9 protein-coding genes are annotated in these 22,403 nt (G+C 70.2%); all 9 read left to right on the top strand.

Features of this window, described 5'->3' with window-relative positions; all coding sequences use genetic code 11:
* Positions 1–141: 141 nt before the first annotated feature.
* A complete protein-coding gene (locus BDO18943_RS12540; protein WP_175022531.1) occupies positions 142–9,798 on the top strand; it encodes a non-ribosomal peptide synthetase in 9,657 nt (3,218 codons plus the stop codon).
* 9 nt (positions 9,799–9,807) lie between these two features.
* Positions 9,808–14,799 carry a non-ribosomal peptide synthetase gene (locus tag BDO18943_RS12535; protein ID WP_175022530.1) on the top strand — a complete coding sequence of 1,664 codons (4,992 nt, stop codon included), beginning with the start codon at positions 9,808–9,810 and terminating at the stop codon, positions 14,797–14,799.
* A complete protein-coding gene (locus BDO18943_RS12530; RefSeq protein WP_175022529.1) occupies positions 14,789–15,853 on the top strand; it encodes a GNAT family N-acetyltransferase in 1,065 nt (354 codons plus the stop codon). Before BDO18943_RS12535 ends, BDO18943_RS12530 begins: the two co-directional genes overlap by 11 nt.
* 32 nt (positions 15,854–15,885) lie before the next feature.
* Positions 15,886–17,262, top strand: coding sequence for a lysine N(6)-hydroxylase/L-ornithine N(5)-oxygenase family protein (locus tag BDO18943_RS12525; protein WP_175022528.1), 1,377 nt, complete (start codon positions 15,886–15,888; stop codon positions 17,260–17,262).
* Positions 17,263–17,308: 46 nt separating this feature from the next.
* Complete coding sequence (locus tag BDO18943_RS12520) at positions 17,309–19,525, top strand: TonB-dependent siderophore receptor (protein ID WP_456151297.1); 2,217 nt, start codon at positions 17,309–17,311, stop codon at positions 19,523–19,525.
* 86 nt (positions 19,526–19,611) lie between these two features.
* Positions 19,612–20,451, top strand: a complete 840-nt coding sequence (locus BDO18943_RS12515; protein ID WP_175022526.1) for a formyltransferase family protein — start codon at positions 19,612–19,614, stop codon at positions 20,449–20,451.
* Positions 20,451–21,467 carry a GNAT family N-acetyltransferase gene (locus BDO18943_RS12510; RefSeq protein WP_043182798.1) on the top strand — a complete coding sequence of 339 codons (1,017 nt, stop codon included), beginning with the start codon at positions 20,451–20,453 and terminating at the stop codon, positions 21,465–21,467. The genes BDO18943_RS12515 and BDO18943_RS12510 overlap by 1 nt, the downstream gene beginning before the upstream one ends.
* A 250-nt stretch (positions 21,468–21,717) precedes the next feature.
* On the top strand, positions 21,718–21,981 hold the full coding sequence (vapB, locus tag BDO18943_RS12505; RefSeq protein ID WP_059526164.1) for a type II toxin-antitoxin system VapB family antitoxin: 264 nt from the start codon (positions 21,718–21,720) through the stop codon (positions 21,979–21,981).
* Positions 21,978–22,394, top strand: a complete 417-nt coding sequence (locus BDO18943_RS12500) for a PIN domain-containing protein (protein ID WP_175022525.1) — start codon at positions 21,978–21,980, stop codon at positions 22,392–22,394. Before vapB ends, BDO18943_RS12500 begins: the two co-directional genes overlap by 4 nt.
* Positions 22,395–22,403 lie beyond the last annotated feature (9 nt).

The following is a 22,403-nucleotide window of genomic DNA, read 5'->3' as shown; positions in this document are numbered from 1 at the left end:
CGGCGTGTTCAAAAAAGCGTTCGCACGTGCTTTGGATACAAAACGGTAAAAAATCGGCCGCGCCGTTCGTCACATCAGTGAAGCCGCCCCAAGCGGCCCCGAGACTTGGCCGAAGCGGCCGGACCGAAGGACTTCACGCACATGACGAGTTTCCCGACTGCGCTGCATCACCGAATCCGCGAACTGGCGCGCATCGCGCCCGACGCACCCGCGATCGCGATCCCTTTCCAGTATGGCTTGCGCCTGTCGCGCGGCGCGCTCGATGCGCGGGCGTCGCGGCTGGCCCGGCAGCTGCGCGCGGCCGGCGTCGGCGCGGAAGTGCGGGTGGGCGTGTGCGTCGAGCGTTCGTGCGAGCTGTTCGTCGCGCTGCTGGCCGTGCTGAAGGCGGGCGGTGTGTTCGTGCCGCTCGATCCGCGTCATCCGGCCGCGCGCCTTGACTGGATCGTCCAGGATGCGCAATTGCGGCACGGGATCGTCGACGCGGCCGGCCGTGCGGCGCTCGGCCAGCCGTTCGAACATGCGTTTGACGCGGCAGTCGACGCGTCGGACGGGCACGAGACCGCCGCCGATGACGAAGAAGCGTCCGCCCACCCGCGTTCGGCCGCGTACATGATCTATACGTCGGGTTCGACCGGCACGCCAAAGGCGGTCGTCGTCGAACACGGGCCGCTGGCCGCGCACTGCGACGCGCTCGCGGCCGCGCTGCCGATCGAGGCCGGCGATCGCCTGCTGCATTTCGCGTCGGTCAATTTCGACGCCGCGCATGAATGCTGGCTCGCGCCGCTCGCGACCGGTGCCAGCATCGTCGTGGCGCCGCCGCAGCCGTTCGCGCCGGATGCCGCACATGCGCTGATGGTGAATGAAGCGGTCAACGTGGCCGCGTTCCCGCCTGCATACCTGCGCGAATTCGCGGCGGTGGCCGCGCGCGATGGCGTGCCGCCGGCGTTGCGCGTGCTCGCATTCGGTGGCGAAGCGTTGCCGCAGCAGGCGTTCGAATTCGTGCGCAGCACGTTCCCGTCGGTACGCCTGATCAACGGCTACGGGCCGACCGAGGCCGTGATCTCGCCGATGCTGTGGCCGGTCGAGCCGGGCGAGACGCCCGCGCTGGCCGCCGACGATGCGTATGCGTCGTTGCCGATCGGCCGCGTGATCGGCCCACGCGTCGCGCGCGTCGACGGCGGCGAGGCCGACGGCGTGGGCGAACTGCTGCTGGGCGGCGTCTGCATCGCGCGCGGCTATCACGGCCGTCCGGCGCTGACGGCCGAACGTTTCATTCCCGATGCCGATGGCGAACCCGGTGCGCGCGTGTACCGCACGGGCGACCTCGCACGGCTGCGCGACGACGGCGCATTCGACTATCTCGGCCGCCTCGACGACCAGGTCCAGGTGCGCGGCGTGCGCGTGGAGCCCGCTGAAATCGCCGCGTGCCTGCGTTCGCATCCGGCCGTGGCCGACGCTGCCGTGGTCGCCGAAACCGGCAACGGGCCGACGCGGCTGATCGCGTGCGTCGCACTGCGCGCGGCAGCCGACGATGCGGCGCTGAAAGCACACGTGGCCGCGCAACTGCCGGCCGCATGGCAGCCGCACCGGTTCGTGCGGTGCGATGCGCTGCCGTATACGCTGAACGGCAAGATCGACCGGGCCGCACTGCGCGAGAAGATTGCTGCCGCGCGCGACACCGCGCAAGGCAACGGCGACGCACCGCGCACGCCGACCGAACGGCAACTCGCCGGCCTCTGGCAGACGCTGCTCGGCCTCGATGTCACGCCGTCGCGCGATGACCGTTTCTTCGCGCTGGGCGCCGATTCGCTCGCCGCGATGCAGTTGCAGGCGGCGATCCGTGCCGCATCGCGCGTGAACCTGCGGCTCGATACGCTGTTCGCCGATCCGGTGCTCTTCGAACTGGCTGAAGCGGTCGACCGTTCGGAACGAGAAACCGGCGAGCCGCTAGCCGCCATTACCGCTCGCCGTTTGCCGGCAGAAGCGGCCGTATCGGGCGCACCGTATGTCGACCGCGCCGCGTCGCTCGCGCAACAACGTTTCTGGGTGCTCGCGCAAACGCGCGACGCGAGCGCCGCGTATCACATCGCCGCGCACTGGACGATCGATGGCGTGCTCGACCGCGACGCGCTGCAGCGCGCACTCGATCACGTGATCGGGCGGCACGAAGCGTGGCGCACGACGCTCGTCGACAACGACGACGGCGTCGTGATGCAGCGGATTCATGCGCATCTGCCGGTGTCGATCGCCGACATCGACCTGCGCGACCAGCCGCCCGCCGCACGTGACGCGCAGGCTGCGCGTCTCGCCGAGCGCGATGCGGCCGAACCGTTCGACCTCGCGCGCGGCCCGCTGCTGCGCGCGACGCTGGTCGCACTCGCCGACGACTGTCACCGCCTGCTGCTGACCGCGCATCACGCGATTACCGACGGCTGGAGCTCGCGCTGTGCGTTCGACGAATTGTCGGCTGCCTATCGCGCGTATGCCGAAGGCCGCGAACCGTCGTTGCCCGATCTGCCGATCCAGTACGCCGACTATGCGGACTGGCAACGCGACATGCTGGCCGGCGGAGAGGGCGAACGTCAGCTCGACTACTGGCGCGGCGCATTGCGCGACGTGCCGGGCCCGCTCGCGCTGCCGGTCGATCGTCAGCCGGGGGCGGTACGCACGCTGCAGGGGGCGCGCGTGTCGGTGCGGCTGCCCGACGCGGTCGCGGCCGACGTGCGGCAACTTGCGCGCGACGCACAGGCAACCACCTTCACGGTGCTGCTGGCCGCGCTCGACGCGTGGCTGTCGCGCCTGACCGGCACGACGGATATCGTCGTTGCGGTGCCGGTCGCGCATCGTCAGCGCCCCGAAACCCGTGCGCTGCTCGGGCTGTTCCTGAATACCGTCGCGCTGCGCGTGCGCGTGGCGCCGACGCTACCGTTCCGCGCGCTCGTCGATGCGGCGCGCACGGCGGCGCTCGACGCGGTCGCGCACCAGGACGTGCCGTTCGAGCGCGTCGTCGATGCGGTGAAACCGCCGGTCAAGCGCGGCGACGAATGGCTGCGCGTGAAATTCGCGCAGCAGTTCGACGCGCGGCACGACAGCGTGCTGCCGGGTGCGACGGCCGTTGCAACACCGGGCCCCGATCTCGCTGCGCGCTTCGACTTCGCAGTGGATTTCACCGACGATGCGAACGGCATCGCACTGGTTGCGGCCTATGCGACCGACTGCGTCGATGCGGACACCGCGCGCGCATGGCTCGACAGCTATGCGGCGTTCGTCGGTGCGGCCGCGCGCGACCCGCACCAAACGACGGCTGTACTGCCGTGCGACGCGTCGGCCGCTTCGCGCCAGCCGCGCGACGGCCGTGCGCTGCGCGTCGAACATGCGGACATCGTCGCCGCATTCGCGCGACAGGCGGCCGCGTATCCGCATCGCGTCGCGCTCGCCGATGCGTCGGCATCGCTGACGTTCGCCGAACTCGACGACGCATCGAACCGCATCGCACGCGCGCTGACCCAGCGCGGCGTGGCTGCCGAAGCGGCCGTCATCGTCTGTATCGAACGCTCGGCGCGGTTCGTCGTCGGCCTGCTCGGTGCGCTGAAGGCCGGTGCGCTCGCGGTATTGCTTGACCCGGCACAGCCGGCCGCGCGACTCGCCGCGGCAGCCGCCGACTGCGGCGCGCGCTGGGCGCTCGTCGCGGAGTCGGCCGCCTGGCCGGCCGACATCGATGCACGGCCGCTCGACGTGGACACGCTCGCGCAGGACGCGACGCTCGCGCACGCAGCCGGCGTGCGTATCGCACCGCATCCGGAACAGGGCGCGTACCTGATCTATACGTCGGGCTCGACCGGTACGCCGAAGGGCGTCGTCGTGTCGCACGGCGCGCTAGCCGACTACGTGCAGGGGATGCTCGACGAACTCGCGTTCGCACCGGACGCGTCGTTCGCGATGGTATCGACCGTCGCGGCCGATCTCGGCCACACGACGTTGTTCGGCGCGCTGTGCGCGGGCCGCACGCTGCACCTGCTGCCGGCCGCGTGCGCGTTCGATCCGGACCTGTTCGCCGAGGAAATGCGCCGCCGCGGCGTCGGCGTGCTGAAGATCGTGCCGAGCCACCTGCAGGCGCTGCTCGATGCACGTGTGCCGGCCGACGTGCTGCCGCGCCACGCGCTCGTGACGGGCGGCGAAACGCTCACGTGGGCGCTCGTCACGCGACTGGCCGCGCTTGCGCCCGCCTGCCGCGTGATCAACCACTACGGGCCGACCGAAGCGACGGTCGGCGCGATCGCATGCGACACGGCGTCGATTGCCGCCGATGCGCGCGATCCCGCGAGCGGTGTGCCGCTCGGCCTGCCGCTGCCGAATGCGCGTGCGCTGGTGCTCGATGCGTTCGGCGCGTGCGTGCCGGCTGGCGCGACGGGCGAGTTGTATCTGGGCGGGCCGGGCGTCGCGCGCGGCTATCTGGGTCGCCCGGCGCAGACCGCCGAGCGCTTCGTACCCGATCCGTTCGCGCCCGGTGCGCGGCTGTATCGTACGGGCGACCGCGTACGGTTGCGCGCGGATGGCCGTCTTGCGTTCCTCGGACGCATCGACGACCAGGTGAAGATTCGCGGCTACCGCGTCGAACCGGGCGAGGTGAGTGCGGCTGTGCGTGCGGCCGGCCCGGTTGCGCAGGCGGAAACACTTGCGATCGAACACGACGGCCGGCTGCGGCTCGCGACGTTCGTCGTGATGCGCGACGGCGCGAACTTCGACGAGGCCGCCGTGCGCGCAGCGCTTGCCGCGAAGCTGCCCGACTACATGGTGCCCGCGCAGTTCGTTGCGCTCGCGCGCCTGCCGGTGACCGCGAACGGCAAGATCGATCGCGCCGCGTTGCGTGAACAGGCGGCCGCGCCGGTCGCGAGCGCGACCGGCAATGCGCCGCAGGGCCCGGTCGAAACGGTACTCGCGGAAGTTTGGCAAGCCGTGCTGAAGGCGCCGCAAGTCGGTCGCGACGACAACTTCTTCGAACTCGGTGGCGATTCGATCCTCGTGCTGCAGGTGATCGCCCGTGCACGCAAGCGCGGGGTGCGCTTCACGCCGAAGCAACTGTTCGATGGCCCGACGGTGGCCGAACTCGCACGCATCGCGAAGACGGAGGACGTGGCTGCCGCGCAGCCTGCGGTCGCGGCCGTTGCCAGCGCGCCCGTGGCGGCGCAGGTCCTGACGCCCGCACAGCAGCGCTTCTTCGCGCTCGGTATCCCGCATCCGGGCCACTGGAACCAGTCGGTTGCATTCGACGTGCACGGACCTTTCGACGCCGACGCATTCGCACGGGCATTCGACGCATTGCTGACGCATCACGACGCATTCCGCCAGCGCTTTGCGCGCGGCGCGGACGGCACGTGGCAAGCCAACGATGCCGCGAAGCCGTACGACGCACTGCCGTTCGTCGAAGTCTCTGCCCGCGACGAAACCGACGCGCGCGCGCGCTTCGACGCGTTGCAGCGCCGTCTCGACCTCGGCCGCGGGCCGCTTGCCTGCGCATGCGCGGCACGCTTGCCGGACGGCTCGACGCAGCTCTGTCTCGCGATTCACCATGCGATCGTCGACGGCGTGTCGTGGCGCATCCTGCTCGACGACCTGGACACCGCGTACCGCGCCGCATGCGAGCGCGCGCCGATCCGGCTGTCGCAGCCGGGCCCGCGCGCGGATGCATGGGCGTCGCGACTCGCGCGTGCGGCAACGGAACCGGCATCGCCGTTTGCGGGCGAAGCCGCGTACTGGGCCGGCATGGCGCTGGGCGACGACGTCGTGCCCGATCATCCCGACGCAACGGCGACGAACGCCGATGCCGCCGTCGTCGTGCAGACGATCGACGCGGCATTGACCCGCGCGGCGTTGACCGATGCGCATGCCGCCTATCGCACGCAGACGATTGAACTGCTGGGCGCGGCGCTCGCGCTGGCACTGGCCGGCGTGAGCGGTGCCGCATCGTGCCGGGTTGAACTGGAAGGGCATGGCCGCGAGGCGCTGTTCGACGATGCCGATGCCAGCCGCACGATCGGCTGGCTGACGAGTCATTACCCGGTGACGCTGCCGGTCGCGGCCACCGCGCGCGACACGCTCTGCGCGGTCAAGGACACGCTGGGCGCGGTGCCACACAAGGGGCTCGGCTTCGGCGTGCTCGCACACTACGGCGATGCGGCGACGCGCGCGACGCTGGCCGCCGTGCCGCGCCCGCGCGTCACGTTCAACTACCTCGGCCAGTTCGACGCGCCGCGCGATGCGATGCTCGTGCCGCGCTTCGGCGGCACCGGTGTCGAACGCGATCCGTTGGGACCGCTCGGCAATACGCTCGCGATCCACGCCTACCTCGACACGGATCGCGACGGCGCACGCACGCTGAAAGTGCATTGGGTCTACGGCGCACCGCAATTCGAGCGCGCGACGATCGACGCATTCGCCGAACGCTTCGCGGCTGCGCTGCGCGAACTCGTCGACGCGTGTGCGTCGCGCGTGGCGCATCGCGGCGGTGGCGCGACGCCGGGCGATTTCCCGCTCGCCCGGGCCGCCGGTCTCACGCAGGCCGCGATCGAACGCGCGCCGCTCGACTGGCGCACGATCGACGACGTGTATCCGCTGTCGCCGATGCAGCAGGGCATCCTGTTCCACGCGCTGTTCGCGCCCGGTCACGCGAGCTACGTGAACCAGCTCGTCGCGACAGCGACCGCGCTCGACGCCGATCGTCTCGCCGCCGCATTCGAAGCGTCGATCGCGCGCCACGACATCCTGCGCACGAGCGTGATGCCGGACGAAGCCGCGCCGCTGCAGTGCGTGCATCGCCATGCGCCAATGCCGGTCGAACAGTTCGACTGGCGCACACGCGGCGACACGCTAGACGCCGACTTCGACGCATGGCTTGCGGCCGACCGCGCCCGCGGTTTCGACTGGCGCGAACCGCCGCTGATGCGGCTCACGCTGATCCGCGTGACCGACGACGCATGGCGTGTCGTTTGGACGCGCCACCATGTGCTGCTCGACGGCTGGAGCACCGCGCGCCTGCTCGCGGACGTGCTGCGCGACTATCGCGACCCGGACGCCGTGTCGCCGTTCGCGAGCCGCCCGGCACTGCGCTATCGCGACTTCATCGCATGGCTCGGCACGCGCGACCTCGACGCCGACGAACGCTTCTGGACGGAACGCCTCGCACGGCTCGACACACCGACGCTGATCGCGGAACGCACGGCCGACCGGGCGGATGCCGAGATGGTCACGTGGCGCGCGACGCTCGACGCCTGCACGATGACGCGTGTCGCACGGACCGCGCGGGCACTGAAGCTGACCGTCAACACGCTGGTGCAGGGCGCTTGGGCACTTGCGCTGCAGCGGATGACGCACCAGCCGGCCGTCGCGTTCGGCGCGACCGTCGCGGGGCGTCCCGACGCGCTGGCGGACGTCGACTCGGTGCTCGGTCTCTTCATCAACACGCTGCCGGTCATCACCGCACCGGCGCCGCAGCAGCGTGCGGCCGACTGGCTGCAAACGCTGCAACGCGACAACGCGGCCGCCGCCGAGCACGCGCACACGCCGCTTGCCGACATCCAGCGCTGGGCGCGTGGTGCGGGTGGTGCATTGTTCGACACGCTGGTCGTGTTCGAGAACTACCCGGTCGAAGACACGGCGCGCGACGCGGATCCGCGCGCGCTCGCGTTGAGCGACGTGCGCAGCATCGAAGCGACCGATTTTGCGTTGACGCTCGTGATCGAGAGCGGCGCCGAGCTGACGATCGACTACGGCTACGACACCGCGCGCGTCGACGCGCGGCAGGTTGAAACCTGGCACCGTGCATTCGCGTGTGCGCTCGATGCGCTGGCCCGCACGCCGGACGCGCTGCTCGGCGCGCTGTCGATCGCAGACGACGCAACCCGCGATGCGCTGGCGCTGGCGCAAGACACCGCGCGCGAGTGGCCGGCATCGCAACAGCAGCCGCTGCACCTTCAATTCACCGATGCGGCGCGGGCGACGCCCGACGCGATCGCGCTCGAATACGCGGACATTCACGGCGGCGTGCATCGCGCAACCTATCGCGAACTCGACGTCAGCACGTCGCGGATCGCGGCCGCGCTACGCCGGCGCGGCGTGCAGCCCGACACGCCGGTCGCGCTGTGTGTCGAGCGTTCGTTCGACATGGTGATGGCGCTGGTCGGCGTACTGAAGGCCGGCGCGGCCTACTTGCCGGTCGATCCCGACTATCCGGCCGAGCGCATCGCGTACCTGCTGCGCGACGCGCGGCCGGCCGTCGCGATTACTCAGGCGCATCTGCGTGAACCAGTCGAAGCTGCGCTCGGCGACGGTGCGACGACGCAGCTGCTGACGGTCGCGGATCTGCTCGCCGATGAAAGCGAAAGCGACGCTGCCAGCGCGCCTGCCACGATCGACGACGCCCAACTCGCGTACCTGATCTACACGTCCGGCTCGACCGGCAAGCCGAAGGGCGCCGGCAACACGCACGGCGCGCTCGCGAACCGGATCGCGTGGATGCAGCACGCCTACCGGCTGACGCGCGACGACGTCGTGCTGCACAAGACGCCGTTCGGTTTCGACGTCTCCGTGTGGGAATTCGTGTGGCCGCTGGCGATCGGCGCGAAGCTCGCGATTGCCGCGCCTGGCGACCATCGCGATCCGGCGCGTCTGGCCGCGGCGATCCATGCACACGGCGTGACGGTGCTGCACTTCGTGCCGTCGATGCTCGCGGCGTTCGCCGCGTATCTCGACGATTTTTCGGCCGCCGCGCAGTGCGACAGCGTGCGCCTGATCGTCGCGAGCGGCGAGGCACTCGCGCCCGAACTCGTCGCAAAGATGGCGCGGCTGCTGCCGAACGCGATGCTCGTGAACCTGTACGGGCCGACTGAAGCCGCGATCGACGTGTCGCACTGGACCTGCGGCCCCGACGACGCAAATGCGGTCGCGGTGCCGATCGGCCATCCGATCGCGAACCTGCAACTTCATGTGCTCGATGCCGCATGGCAGCCGGTGCCGGCCGGCGCGACCGGCGAACTGTATCTCGCCGGCGCAGGCCTCGCGCGCGGCTATCTCGGCCGTCCGGCGCTGACCGCCGAGCGCTTCGTGCCCGATCCGTTCGTGCCGGGGGCGCGCATGTACCGCACCGGCGACCTCGCGCGCCGGCGCGCCGACGGTGCGCTCGACTACCTCGGCCGCGTCGACACGCAGGTGAAGCTGCGCGGCCAGCGGATCGAACCGGGCGAAATCGAGGCGCTGCTGCGTGCGGCGCCCGGCGTGAACGATGCAGTCGTGATCGTGCGCGACGAGCAACTGATCGGCTATGTCGCATGCGGCGACGCGGGCCCGCTCGACCGTGCGGCGCTGCTCGACGCGCTGCGCGCGCAATTGCCGGCCTACATGGTGCCGTCGCAACTGATCGAACTCGATGCATTGCCCGTCACGCCGAACGGCAAGTGCGATCGCCATGCGCTGCCCGCACCGGTACGCGAAACGGCAGCCGACGTCGCGCTCGCGACCGACACGGAACGCGCGCTCGCCGAGATCTGGCAACGCGTGCTGCACGTGGACGCGATCGGCCGCGACGGCGACTTCTTCCTGCTCGGCGGCCATTCGCTGCTCGCGACGCAGGCCCATGCGCAGGCAAACCTGCACTGGGGGCTCGCGTTGCCGCTGCGCACGCTGTTCGACACGCGCACGCTGGCGCGCTGCGCGGAGGCGATCGACGCGGCCTGTGCGGCATGCGGCGCGACCGATGCGGCAAGCGCGATCGACGCGCTGCTCGGCGAACTGGAAACCCAATAAGGACGACGGATGACGAAGGTTCAACCCGACTGGCTCGCGCTCGCGACGCGTTTCTCGCAACTGCCCGACGCGCAGCGCGCGGTCTTCATCGACAAGCTCGGCGCGGCCGGCATCGATTTTCGCGTGCTGCCGATCCCTCCGCGCACGCCGCGCAGCGACCGGGTGCCGGCGTCGTTTGCACAGACGCGGCTGTGGCTGCATGCGCGGCTGATCGATGCGCCCGACGCGTATCACATCACCGAGCGCCTGGCGCTGACAGGCCCGCTCGACGCGCATGCGCTGCGCCTTGCGTGCGACGCGCTGATCGCGCGCCACGAAGCGCTGCGCACGACCTTCGACGAAGCGCAGGACGGCGTCGCGCAAACGATCCACGCGCCGTTGCGCTGCCCGTGGCGCGAAGCCGATCTCGAAGCGCTGCCGGACGCGCAGCGCACGGCGCGCGCGGAAGCCGTCGCGACGGCCGATGAAGCCGAGCCGTTCGATCTCGGCGCGGCGCCGCTCGTCCGTGCCCACTTGGTGCGCTTCGACGCGACCCATCACTGGCTCGCGCTGACCGTGCATCACATCGTGTCGGACGGCTGGTCGTCGGGCGTGATGCTCGAGGAACTCGCGGCGTTCTATCGCGCGTATGCGTCCGACCGGCCGGTGCCGCTTGCGCCGCTGCCGATCCAGTACGCCGACTACGCGCTGTGGCAGCGCCGCTGGCTCGACGCCGGCGAACGCGACCGCCAGCTCGCGTTCTGGCGCGAACGGCTCAATCCGCAACGCGGCGTGCTGACGCTGCCGGGCGCGACCGCACGACCCGCCCGCCGCAGTGCGCGCGGCGCACGCCATGTGTTTTCGCTCGACGCGCGCATCGGCGCGCAACTGCGCGCATTCGCGGCCGCATCGGGTGCCACGCCGTTCGCGGTGTTGCTCGCCGCGCTCGATGCGCTGCTGGCGCGCGCGACCGGCGACGCGCGCATCTGCGTCGGCGTGCCGGCCGCGAACCGCGAACGTGCGGAAGTCGCCGGCCTGATCGGCTTCTTCGTCAACACGCTGGCGATCGACGTCGACGTGCCCGCGCACGGCGATTTCTCGTCGCTGGTCGCCCGCACGCAGCGTGCGCTGGTCGACGCGCAGATGCACCAGGACGTGCCGTTCGAGCAGGTGGTCGACGCGCTCGGCGTGCCGCGCAGCGCAAGCCACCATCCTCTGTTCCAGGTGATGGCCGCGTATGGCGAGCGCCGCGCGCTGCCTGCGCTCGGCACGGCGTCGGCCGCGTTGCTGCCGTCGGGCACGCCGTCCGCGAAATTCGACCTGACGCTGTCCGTCGAAGCGACGCCTGAAGGTACGTTCGACGCCGCATTCATCTACGCGCTCGACCTGTTCGATGCGGACGCGATCGCCCGGCTGGCCGCGCGTTTCGTCACGCTGCTGGCCGATGCGCTTGCGCGCCCCGACATGCCGGTCGGCGATCTCGACTGGCTGCCAGCCGACGAGCGCGCGCAGCTCTTGGCATGGAACGCACCCGCAGGCGCGGCCGACGCTGAACCGTTCGTGCCTGTGCATGCCCGCATCGCTGCGCATGCGCAAGCACGACCCGACGCGCGCGGCGTGGCCGACATCGATCGCGCGCTGACGCGCGGCGAAGTCGACGCACGTGCGGCCCGCCTGGCACGCCAACTGGTGGCGGCCGGCGTCCGCCCGGAAATGCGCGTCGGTGTGGCGCTGCAGCGCTCGGTCGACCTGCTCGTCGCGCTGATCGCGGTGCTGAAGTCGGGCGCCGCGTTCGTGCCGCTCGATCCGGCGCATCCGCGCGAACGGCTCGCGCAGATCGTCGGCGACGCGCACATCGAGCACGTGCTGACCGACGGCGCGAGCGCCGCGTCGCTGCCCGAGCTGCCGGATCTGCGCGTGTGGCGCGCCGATGAGGTCGATGCACTCGACGCAGCCGCGCACGTCGTGCTGCCTGACGTGCTGCCGGGCCATGCGGCCTATGCGATCTACACGTCGGGTTCGACCGGCAAGCCGAAGGGCGTGATCGTCGACCATGCGTCGTTCGCGCTGCATTGCGCGGCGATCGCCGAGCGCTACGGCGCGGGCGAGCAGGACGTATTCCTGCTGTTCCAGTCGGTCAACTTCGACGGCGCGCACGAAGGCTGGTTTTCGCAATACATGTCGGGTGCCGCCGTGTCGGTGACGGCCGACGTGCTGTGGCCGCCCGCGCAGACCTGCGCGATGATGGTCCGCGACGGCGTGACGATGACCTACGTGCCGCCCGGCTGCGCCGCGCAGCTCGCCGAATGGGCGCTCGCGCACGGTGCGCCGCCGACGCTGCGTTCGCTGACGGTCGGCGGCGAGGCGACGTCGCGCGAGGCGTTCGCGATGCTGCGCCGCGCGCTGCCGAACGTGCGCGTGGTCAACGGCTACGGCCCGACCGAGACGGTCATCACACCGACGCTGTGGATGTTCCGGCCCGGCGACGATCTCGCGAAGCTCGGCGACGCCGCGTACCTGCCGATCGGCACGCTGGTCGGCGCACGCACCGCGCATGTGCTCGACGAGCGGCTGCATCCGCTGCCGGTGGGCGTGATCGGCGAACTGTACCTGGGCGGCGAGGGGATCGGCGTCGCGCGCGGCTATCTCGACCGCCCGGCGCTGACGGCCGAGCGCTTCGTGCCCGATCCGTACGGCGCGCCGGGCGCGCGGCTGTACCGCACGGGCGACCTCGTACGGCGTCGCGCGGATGGCGTGTTCGACTTCATCGGCCGCGTCGATCATCAGGTGAAGCTGCGCGGGCTGCGCATCGAACTCGGCGAGATCGAGGCGCAGCTTGCCGCGCACGACGCGGTGCGCGAAGCGTGCGCGATCGTGCACGGGCGGTGCGCACTCGCGCAGCTCGTCGCGTATGTCGAACTGACCGCCGACGCACGGGCAGCCGCGCAGCCGGTCGAAGCCGCGACGCTCGACGCGCACCTGCGCCGGACGCTGCCCGACTACATGGTGCCGGCGCAACTGATCGTGCTCGACGCGCTGCCGCGCAACGCGAACAGCAAGGTCGACCGCGCCCGGCTGCCGGCGCCGGTGCGTCTCGAACGCGCGTACGAAGCGCCGCACGACGGCGACGAAGCCGCGCTCGCGGCGATCTGGTGCGACGTGCTGAATCTCGAGCGCGTGGGCCGTGGCGATCACTTCTTCGATCTCGGCGGCCATTCGCTCGCCGCCGTGCGCGTCGCGACGCGCGTGGCCGAGCGGCTCGGCCGCGACGTGCCGGTGCGCGCGCTGTTCGAGGCGCCGGTGCTCGCGCAGTACGCGTTGCAGGTGGCCGATGCGCCGCGCGCCGCGCATGCCGGTGCTGCGGCGCCAGGTGTCGCGGTAGCCAAACCGGACGCACACGGCGTGTGGCCGTTGTCGCCGGCGCAGCTCGGCCTGTGGTTCCTGTGGCGTGCGCAGCCGGACAGCGCCGCATACAACATTCCGGTCGCGTTGCGTGTGCGCGGCCCGCTCGACGTCGATGCGCTGCGTGCCGCCTTCTCGGATGTCGCGGCCGTGCATCCCGCGCTGCGCGCGCGGCTTGTTGCGCGTGACGGCGCGCTGCCGGGCCAGCGGATCGACGCAGACGTGGCTGTCGAACTGCCGGTGATCGACCTGTCGGCGCAAACCGACGTGCTGGCTCGCGCCGCGGCGTCGACCGACGAGGATGCACTCACGCCATTCGACCTCGCAGCCGATGCGCCGCTGTGGCGCGCGCGGGTACTGCGGCTCGGTGTAGACGATCACGTGTTGTCGGTGACGATTCATCACATCGTGTCGGATGGCGAATCGATCGAGCTGTGGCTCGATGCGGTTCGTGCGCGCTATGTCGCCCGCATAAAGGGCGCCGCCGTGCCGGCCGAAGCGGCCATCCAACTGGCCGTGCCACTCGTGCTACCCGCGCCGTGCCATCCATCCCGCGTCACCTACTGGCGCGATGCGCTCGCCGATCTGCCGGCGCGCGTGCTGCCGCAGCGCGCGGACGCGCCGGCCGTGCCGCAATGGCGCGCGGCACGCATCGCGTTCGAATTCGACGGCCCGCTGATCCGCGCGGCGCGCGATGCGGCGTCGGCCGCGCACGCGACGCTGCCGATGCTGCTGCACGCGGCGCTCAACGCCGCACTGTTCCGCGCGACGGGGGCGGCCGACCAGCCGGTCGGCGTGCTCGCGTCGACGCGCGAGCTGACGGGCGACGCGGCCCGCGACGCGCTCGGCCTCTTCATCAATTCGGTCGTCGTGCGCACGCAGATCGACCCGGCCGCGCGCCGGACGGACCTGCTCGCCCAAGTGCGCGACACGGCGCTCGCGGCCTACGCGCACGCCGACGTGCCGTTCGCGGACGTCGTCGCGGCGCTGCGCGCGCCGCGTGCCGCGCAGGCCAATCCGCTGTTCCAGGTGATGTTCAACTACCTGCGCCCGGCCGGTGCCGCGGCGCGCGACTGGGCCGGCCTGTCGCTGGCCGGATTCGACGACGTGCGCCATCGCGTCGTGTTCACGCTGGAGCTGGACGTCGTCGAGCATCCGGACGGTCGCGTGAGCGCCGCGTTCTCGTATGCGGACGAACTGCTCGAGCGCGACTTCGTCGATGTACTCGTCGATCTCTATCACGACGAAGTCGCGCGCTTCGCGGGCGCGTCGGAAGCTGCGCTCGGCGTGCCCGACGAGCGTGCCGTTGCACGAGCGCCGCGTCGCGCACAGGCGCAAGGCCGTTCATGCGCGGCAACGCCGTCACGTACGCCGCATGCGGCTGCCGTGCTCGCGGCGCTGTGGTCGGACACGTTCGCGACGGCCGCGCCCGAACCCGACGCCGACCTGTTCGAAGCCGGCGCGACCTCGTTCGACGTCGTGCGTTTCGTCGATGCGGCCAGCCGCGCCGGTCACACGCTGACGGTTGCCGACGTATTCGCGTCGCCGACGCTCGCGGCGCTCGGCGCGCGACTCGATGCGCTCACGGAAACGGGACAGGAGGCACGCCATGCTGGCTGAAGTACGTCCGGACGGATTCACGATGCTCGATACCTACCGCCTCGCGTTCGCGGACGGTCTGTTCGCCGTGCGCGACGGTGCGGAGATCCGCGTCGCGCAGGGTGACGGCATCGGCGCGCAGTTGCTGCGCGCCCAACTCGGCGACGACGGCGCGCTGCGCCTCGTCGCGTACAACCATCGCGCGGCGCCGGCCGACCAGCGGCGCGCGCTGCTGGCCGTGCTGGCCGCGGCGTTTTCGGACAGCGCGCGCCACGCGGCGATCGGGCTCGACCCGGCCGCGTGGCCGGCGGTCGCGCTCGACGCGCTGCGCGCGAGTGGCGTGCTCGCCGACGGCGGCCGCTGCATGCGTGAAGGCTGGGCGCAGCAGGCCGATCTGTGGCTCGTCGGCCCGCATCTGCCATGCGCGACGTTGCCGATGCTCACCGACGGCCGCCGCCATCCGCGTCGGCCGCCCGCGCCGCGCGGCGAGGTCTACGCGCGCGACCTGCCGGCGCTCGGCGTGCGTTTCGCGCTGCGCGGCTGGCAGCCCGCCGAGGACACCGAGCGACTCGCGCGCTGGTTCGGCGAACCGCGCGTGCGCGACGGCTGGCCGGGCGCGCAACCCATGCAACCCGCGCAATCCGGCACGGACGGCGCGCAAGGCACCGCGCCCGGCACCGCGCCCGGCACCGATCCGCACGTGATTCCACTCGTCGGCTGCTTCGACGGCGAACCGTTCGCGTTTTTCGAAGCGTACTGGTTGAAGGAAGACGCGCTCGCGCCGCACGTCGCGGCGCGCGACTACGACCGCGGACTGCGGATGCTGGTCGGCGCATCGCGCTGGCGCGGCCCGCATTGCGTGGCCGGCTGGCTGCCGTCCGTCGTGCATTACCTGTTTCTCGACGACCCGCGTACCGAAGCGGTCGGCTGTGCCGTTCCGGCCGGCCACGCGCGGGTTGCCGACCATCTCGCGCGGCATGGCTTCGCGCGGCAGCGCCGTCTCGCGCTGGCCGACGCGCAGCCGCTGTGGATGCGCGCGCTGCGCGAGACGTTCTTCTCCGGCCGTCACGTCTGACGCGCCGGATTAACCGACAAGGGAGCTGAGACATGCAGAGAGAAACCGTATTCGACCTGATCGGCGTCGGCTTCGGGCCGTCGAATCTGGCGCTGGCCGTGCGCCTCGCGGAGCGCAGCGGCGCGCGGACGTTTGCCCATTGCTTCGTCGAGCGCCAGCCTGAATTCGGCTGGCATCGCGGGATGCTGCTCGACGACTGCCGGATGCAGATCTCGTTTCTGAAGGATCTCGTCACGATGCGCGATCCGAAAAGCCCCTACACGTTCATCAACTACCTGTTCGAACGCGGCCGGCTGAACGAATTCGTCAACCTGAAGAACTTCTATCCGACCCGCGTCGAGTTCCACGACTACCTGAGCTGGGTGGCCGAGGCGTTCGACGATCGCGTCCATTACAGCGAGACCGTCCTCGCGATCGAGCCCGTGCGTGGCGATGGCGCGAAGATCGATGCGCTGCGGGTGCTGTCGCGCGACGCCGCGGGCCACGAGCGCCAGCGCGTCACGCGCGCGCTGTCGGTCGGCGTCGGCGGCACGCCGGCGATTCCGGACGCGTTCGCCACGCTCGGCCGCGACCGCGTGATCCACTCGTCGTCGTACCTGACCGACATCGACCGGCTCGTCGCATCGCCGGACGGCGAGCGCCGCCGCGTCGCGGTGATCGGCGCGGGGCAGAGCGCAGCCGAGGTGTTCATCGATCTCGCGCGCCGCTTCCCGCATGTCGACGCGAGCCTCGTGATGCGCGCAGGCGCACTGAAGCCCGCGGACGACAGCCCGTTCGTCAACGAGATCTTCAGCCCCGAGTTCACCGATGTCGTCTATGCGCAGCCGCACGACGCGCGCCGTGCGCTGCTCGAGCGCTATCGCGACACGAACTACGCGGTGGTCGACCGCCCGCTGATCGAACAGATCTACGAAATGCTGTACCTGCAGCGCATCGACGGGACGCCGCGTCATGCACTGCTCGCGAACCGCGCGATCGAGGCTGCGGTGCGCGGCGCCGACGGCCGCATCGAGCTGACGCTGCGCGACCGGATGAGCGGCGCCACGCGCGTCGAGCGCTTCGACGCGCTCGTGCTGGCAACGGGCTACCGCCGCGACACGCATTCCGCGCTGCTCGAAGGGCTCGCGCCGCACCTGGGCGATGCGCTGGTGCGCGGCGACGTCGCGCGCGACTACCTGCTCGCGACGCCCGAGCACTTCGCGCCGCGCATCTACCTGCAAGGCTGCTGCGAAGACAGCCACGGCCTGTCCGACACGCTGCTGTCGGTACTGGCGCGCCGCGCGGACGAAATCTGCGCATCGCTCGAACACGGAACCGCACCCGCCCATGACGAAGGCGCGGCCCGGGCACCGCATGACAAACGACAGGACAACGGGGTGAGCGCAAGCCGGATGGCTTTCGCTCTTTGACAAAGGCGCGGTCGGAGACCGCATGAAAAAACTGGAGCAGAGAAAGATGGAGTGGGCAACAGGCACGCGTTTGCGTGCGATCGCAGCCGCGGCGAGCGTGGCGTTCGGTGCGGCGGCAGGGCACGCGTATGCCCAGACGGCGCCGGCCGTGAACGCGGGCGCCGCGGCGTCGGCCAGCAGTGCGCAGAACGGTGGGGCGGCCAGTGCGGCGGCCGGCACGCTGCCGACGATCAACGTCAACGCGGCCTCGGCAGGGGACGGGACGGTCGGGCTCGTCGCGAAGCGCAGCCGGACCGGCACCAAAACCGATACGCCGATCAACGAGATTCCGCAGACGATCAACATCGTCACCGCGCAGCAGATCGAGATGACGGGCGCGACCGACGTGAACGCGGCGCTACGCTACGTGCCGGGTTTCTCGTCGTACGGCTCGGATAACCGTTCGGACTGGTACGCGGCGCTGCGCGGCTTCACGCCGACCGCGTATGTGAACGGGCTGCAGGTGCCGAACACGCTGAACCTGGCGAGCTGGCGCGTCGATCCGTACATGATCGACAGCATCAGCGTGCTGCGCGGACCGACCTCGGTGCTGTACGGCGCGGGCGATCCCGGCGCGATCATCGACGTGCAGACCAAGCTCGCCGACGGCGAGCGCGTGCGCGAGGCCGGTGTGCAGATCGGCAACTATGCGCGCAAGCAGTTCATGATCGACGTCGGCGACAAGCTCGACCCGGACGGCAAGTACGCGTACCGGTTCGTCGGCGTCGCGCGCGACGGCAACGCGGTGACCGGCCCGAACAACGACCAGCGCATTGCGCTCGCGCCGTCGTTCCGCTGGCGCCCGAACGCGGATACGTCGCTGACGGTTTCCGCGACCTACCTGCAGGACTGGGGCGACATCTCGTCGAACTTCCTGCCCGCGCAGGGCACGGTGCTGCCGAACCCGAACGGGCAGATCAATAAGGATATCTACGAAGGCGACGGGAACTTCAACTATTACCGCAAGAAGCAGTGGTCGCTCGGCTATCAGTTCGAGCACAATCTGAATTCGATGTGGACGCTGCGCCAGAACGTACGCTGGATGCACCTGTCGCTCGACAACGCGTCGGTGTTCGGGAACGGCTTCGTCGACGGCAGCACGACCGACGTGTCGCGCTGGGCCGGCCTGTTCCAGATGAACTACAGTCGTTTCGACATCGACAACAACGCGCAGGCGCGCTTCGGCACCGGCCCGCTCGAGCACACGCTGCTGCTCGGGTTCCAGTACAACCGGCAGACGGCGACCGACAGCGAATGGCTGGCCGCGGCGCCGCCGCTGAACCTGTACAACCCGGTCTACCTGCCGGTCACGATGGGCGTGTTCGCGGATCCCGACGCGACGTCCCGTACCAACACGTACACGACGATGAACACGTTCGGCCTGTACGCGCAGGACCAGGTCAAGTGGAACCGCTGGACGCTGACGCTTGGCGGCCGCGAGGACTGGGTCAACATGCGGATGGACGACCGCGCCAGCGGCACGCAGTCGAAGGCCGACGTCACCGCGTTCACCGGCCGCGTGGGTCTGACGTATCAGGGCGATTACGGGCTGTCGCCGTACATCAGCTACGCGACGTCGTTCAATCCGATGATCGGCGTGAGCATGCTCGGCGGCGGGCTGGCGCAGCCGACGCGCGGCAAGCAGATCGAGGCCGGGCTGCGCTGGCAGCCGCCTGGCAAGAACCTGATGCTGAACGCGGCGATCTACCAGATCAACCAGACCAACGTGCTCACGCCGGCGCCGACCGATATCACGAAGTCGGTGCAGACCGGCGAAGTGCGTTCGCGCGGGATCGAGCTGAGCGCGACCGGCAAGGTCACGCGCAACCTGTCGGTGATCGCGTCGTACGTGTATCAGGACGTGAAGAACGTGAAGGCCAACGACGTGTCGCTGAACAACTGGCCGGTCGACGTGCCGCGTCCGCGCCAGATCGCGTCGCTGTGGACCGACTGGACGTGGCATACGGGGCCGCTCGAGGGCTTCGGCCTCGGCGGCGGCATTCGCTACCAGAGCGCCTCGGCCGGTGCGGCCGACAACTCGCTGACGGTATCGAGCGTCACGCTGTTCGACGCGGGCCTGCACTACGACACGCGTAACTGGCGCTTCGCCGTGAACGGGACGAACCTCTTCAACCGCCATTACGTCAGCGGTTGCCAGTCGATGAACGTCTGCATTTTCGGTACCGACCGCACGGTGATCGCGACCGCGAAATACAACTGGTGACGATGCGCGCCGCGGCCCGCCGGCCGGCCTTCATGGCTGGCGCGGGCCGGCTGCGGCGCCTTCGTCCGCTTTTCCACGACGCATCCATGCCGAAGAAAAATCTCGTCTACATCCAGTCGCTGCGCAACGGCGCGGCCGATCGTGCCGGGCAGCCGGTCGCCTATCAGGGCGGCACGCGCTACATGAAGGCACCGCTCGAATTTCTCGTCGAACGCCTGAACGACTCGCCACTCGGCGAGCGCTACACGCTGAAGGGCGTGATCGTCGACGACGACGACGGGTCGCCGGCCGACCGCGCGAAAGTCGCCGACTACGGCTTCGCCCGCACGCCGGGCCGCCCGTGGATCCTGCCGGAAGGGTTGGCGGTGCAGGGCCGGCCGGTCGACGAACTGTTCTGCTCGATTCCGTCGACGTACCGGCGGCTGCCGCGCGACGCGCGCGAGCGCGCTGCGGCCAAGCAGGCGTTCGAGCGCCGCCTGCTCGAACGCCTGCTCGAACTCGAAGCCGACGTCGTCGTGCTCGACGGGCTGCTCGTGATCCTCGACGAACTCGTGCGGCCCGGCGCGCGCTTTCACCGGCGCATCGCCAACATTCATCCGGGCATCACCGCCGACGGTTCGCCGTACCAGCGGCGCGGCGCATGGGCGACGCTCGACGCGCTGCACGGCGCGCGCGGCGAACGGGTCGACTGGGCGAGCGGCGCGACGTCGACCGTCGAGCCCGTGATGATGACGGGCGCGTCGTTCCACTACGTCGACAACGGTATCGATTCCGGCGAGGTGATCTGCGACGTGCTCGACACGTCGATCGCGCCGGACGACACGATTCTCGAACTGCGCTGGAACAACTTCCAGCGCAGCCTGTTTCCGGCGCTCGAGCGGGGGCTGCACGTCCTCGCCGACCGCCACGACGCGGGAGCACTGTGATGGAAGACACGCTGACGAAACCGGCCGGCACGGCCGACGCCGTCGAAGGGGACGTGGCCGCCGCGCTCGACGGCGCCGCACACGGGCCGGCGAGGGCAGTCGCCGAGCACACGCTCGACGCGTGGCGGCCCGACGATGCGCCGGACGGATTGCTCGCGGCGTTCGTCGCGCTGTTCAACACCGACACGCGCTACGACGCGGCGACGGTCACGGTGCCGCTCGGCGGCGCCGATGCGGCGGCCGTTGCGTCGTACGTCGCACGCGCGGTGCGCGAGGGTGTGATCGACGGTGCACAGGTTGCCGGCGACACGCTGCGCCTCACCGTGTCGCGCGCGACGTTCTGGCAGAACCCGCGGCCGTGGCTGAAGGCGCCTGCGTCGGGCGGGATGCCGCTGCGTTACACGATCACGAACGGCCACCGGCACCCGGTGCGGCCGCCGTCGCCGGCCGGCGAGATCTATGCGCGCGACATGCCGCAGGTCGGGATGACGTTCAGCCTGCGCACCGTCGACATCGACGAACATGCGCAATTGTTCAGCGACTGGATGAACCTCGATCGCGTCGCGCACTTCTGGGACCAGCGCGGCACGCGCGACGAGCACGCGGCGTATCTCGCGGAGCGGCTCGCCGATCCGCACATGCACCCGATGATCGGCTATTTCGACGACACGCCGTTCGGCTATTTCGAGTTCTACTGGGCGAAGGAGGACCGTCTCGCGCCGTTCTACGAGGCGCACGACTACGACCGCGGGCTGCACCTGCTGATCGGCGACTCGCGCTTCCAGAGCGCCGGCAAGCTGCATGCATGGTGGAGCGGGGTGCTGCACTACATGTTCGTCGACGAACCGCGCACGCAGCGGCTCGTCGGCGAGCCGCGCGTCGATCACGTGCGGCACATCGCGTACATGCACCGGCTCGGGTTCTACACGCTGAAGGAATTCGATTTCCCGCACAAGCGCGCGGCGCTCACCGTGATCGAGCGCGATACATTCTTCGACACTTTCCGGTTGCCGTGACGGTGCGGGCGCGCAGCGTCGGTGCGACGTTGCGTGCGGCCTTGCGATGCGCGTGCATCGGCCGTCCGGGATATGGACCGCCCGGCCTGCGTCATGAAGAATGGATCGCTCTTCTCATCCACGACAGGCCGGCAACATGAACCCGACACCCTCGACAGCGTGGGGCGCGACGTCCGATTCGCACCCCGTCAAATTGACATATGCCGACATATGCCTAGAATGGACGCATCGATCTCCCATGGAGTGGCTCATGCGCACCGTTTCCATTTTCAAGAACGCCCGTAATCAGGCGATCCGCATCCCGAAGGACATGGAGTTCGAGGGGGTGACGGAACTCGAGATCCGCCGCGAGGGCGACACACTGTTGCTGCGGCCGGTGCGGCCCACGTGGCTCTCGTTCGCGAGCGAACCGCTGGCCGACGCCGACTTCCTCGCCGAACGTCCGGCCGTCATCGAGTCCGGCCGCTTCGACCTGTCCGGTGGTGGCGCCGCGCCGACGGAGTCCGGCCAGTGACCACGCTCTACATGCTCGATACGAACATCTGCTCGTTCATCATGCGCGAGCGGCCTCCCGTGGTGCTGTCGCGGCTGCAATCGTGCGTCAATGCGCAACACCGGATCGTCGTCTCGGCGATTACGTACGCCGAAATGCGGTTCGGCGCGGTTGGCAGGAAGGCGTCACCGAAGCATGCGGAACTCGTGACAGCCTTTGTTTCGCGGCTGGATGGCGTGCTGTCGTGGGATACCGCGGCCGTCGATGCAACGGCCGCGATTCGTGCCGATCTTGCCGCGCGCGGCACGCCGATCGGCGCGAACGACGCGTCGATCGCCGGGCATGCGATCGCGGCCGGTGCGGTGCTCGTCACGCACAACAGCCGCGAGTTCGGCCGTGTCGCCGGGTTGGCGCTCGAAGACTGGGCGGCCTGAGCGCAGCTT

It is taken from the genome of Burkholderia aenigmatica (assembly GCF_902499175.1).
Classification (GTDB): domain Bacteria; phylum Pseudomonadota; class Gammaproteobacteria; order Burkholderiales; family Burkholderiaceae; genus Burkholderia; species Burkholderia aenigmatica.
This window is presented reverse-complemented; position numbering and strand designations above follow the sequence as displayed.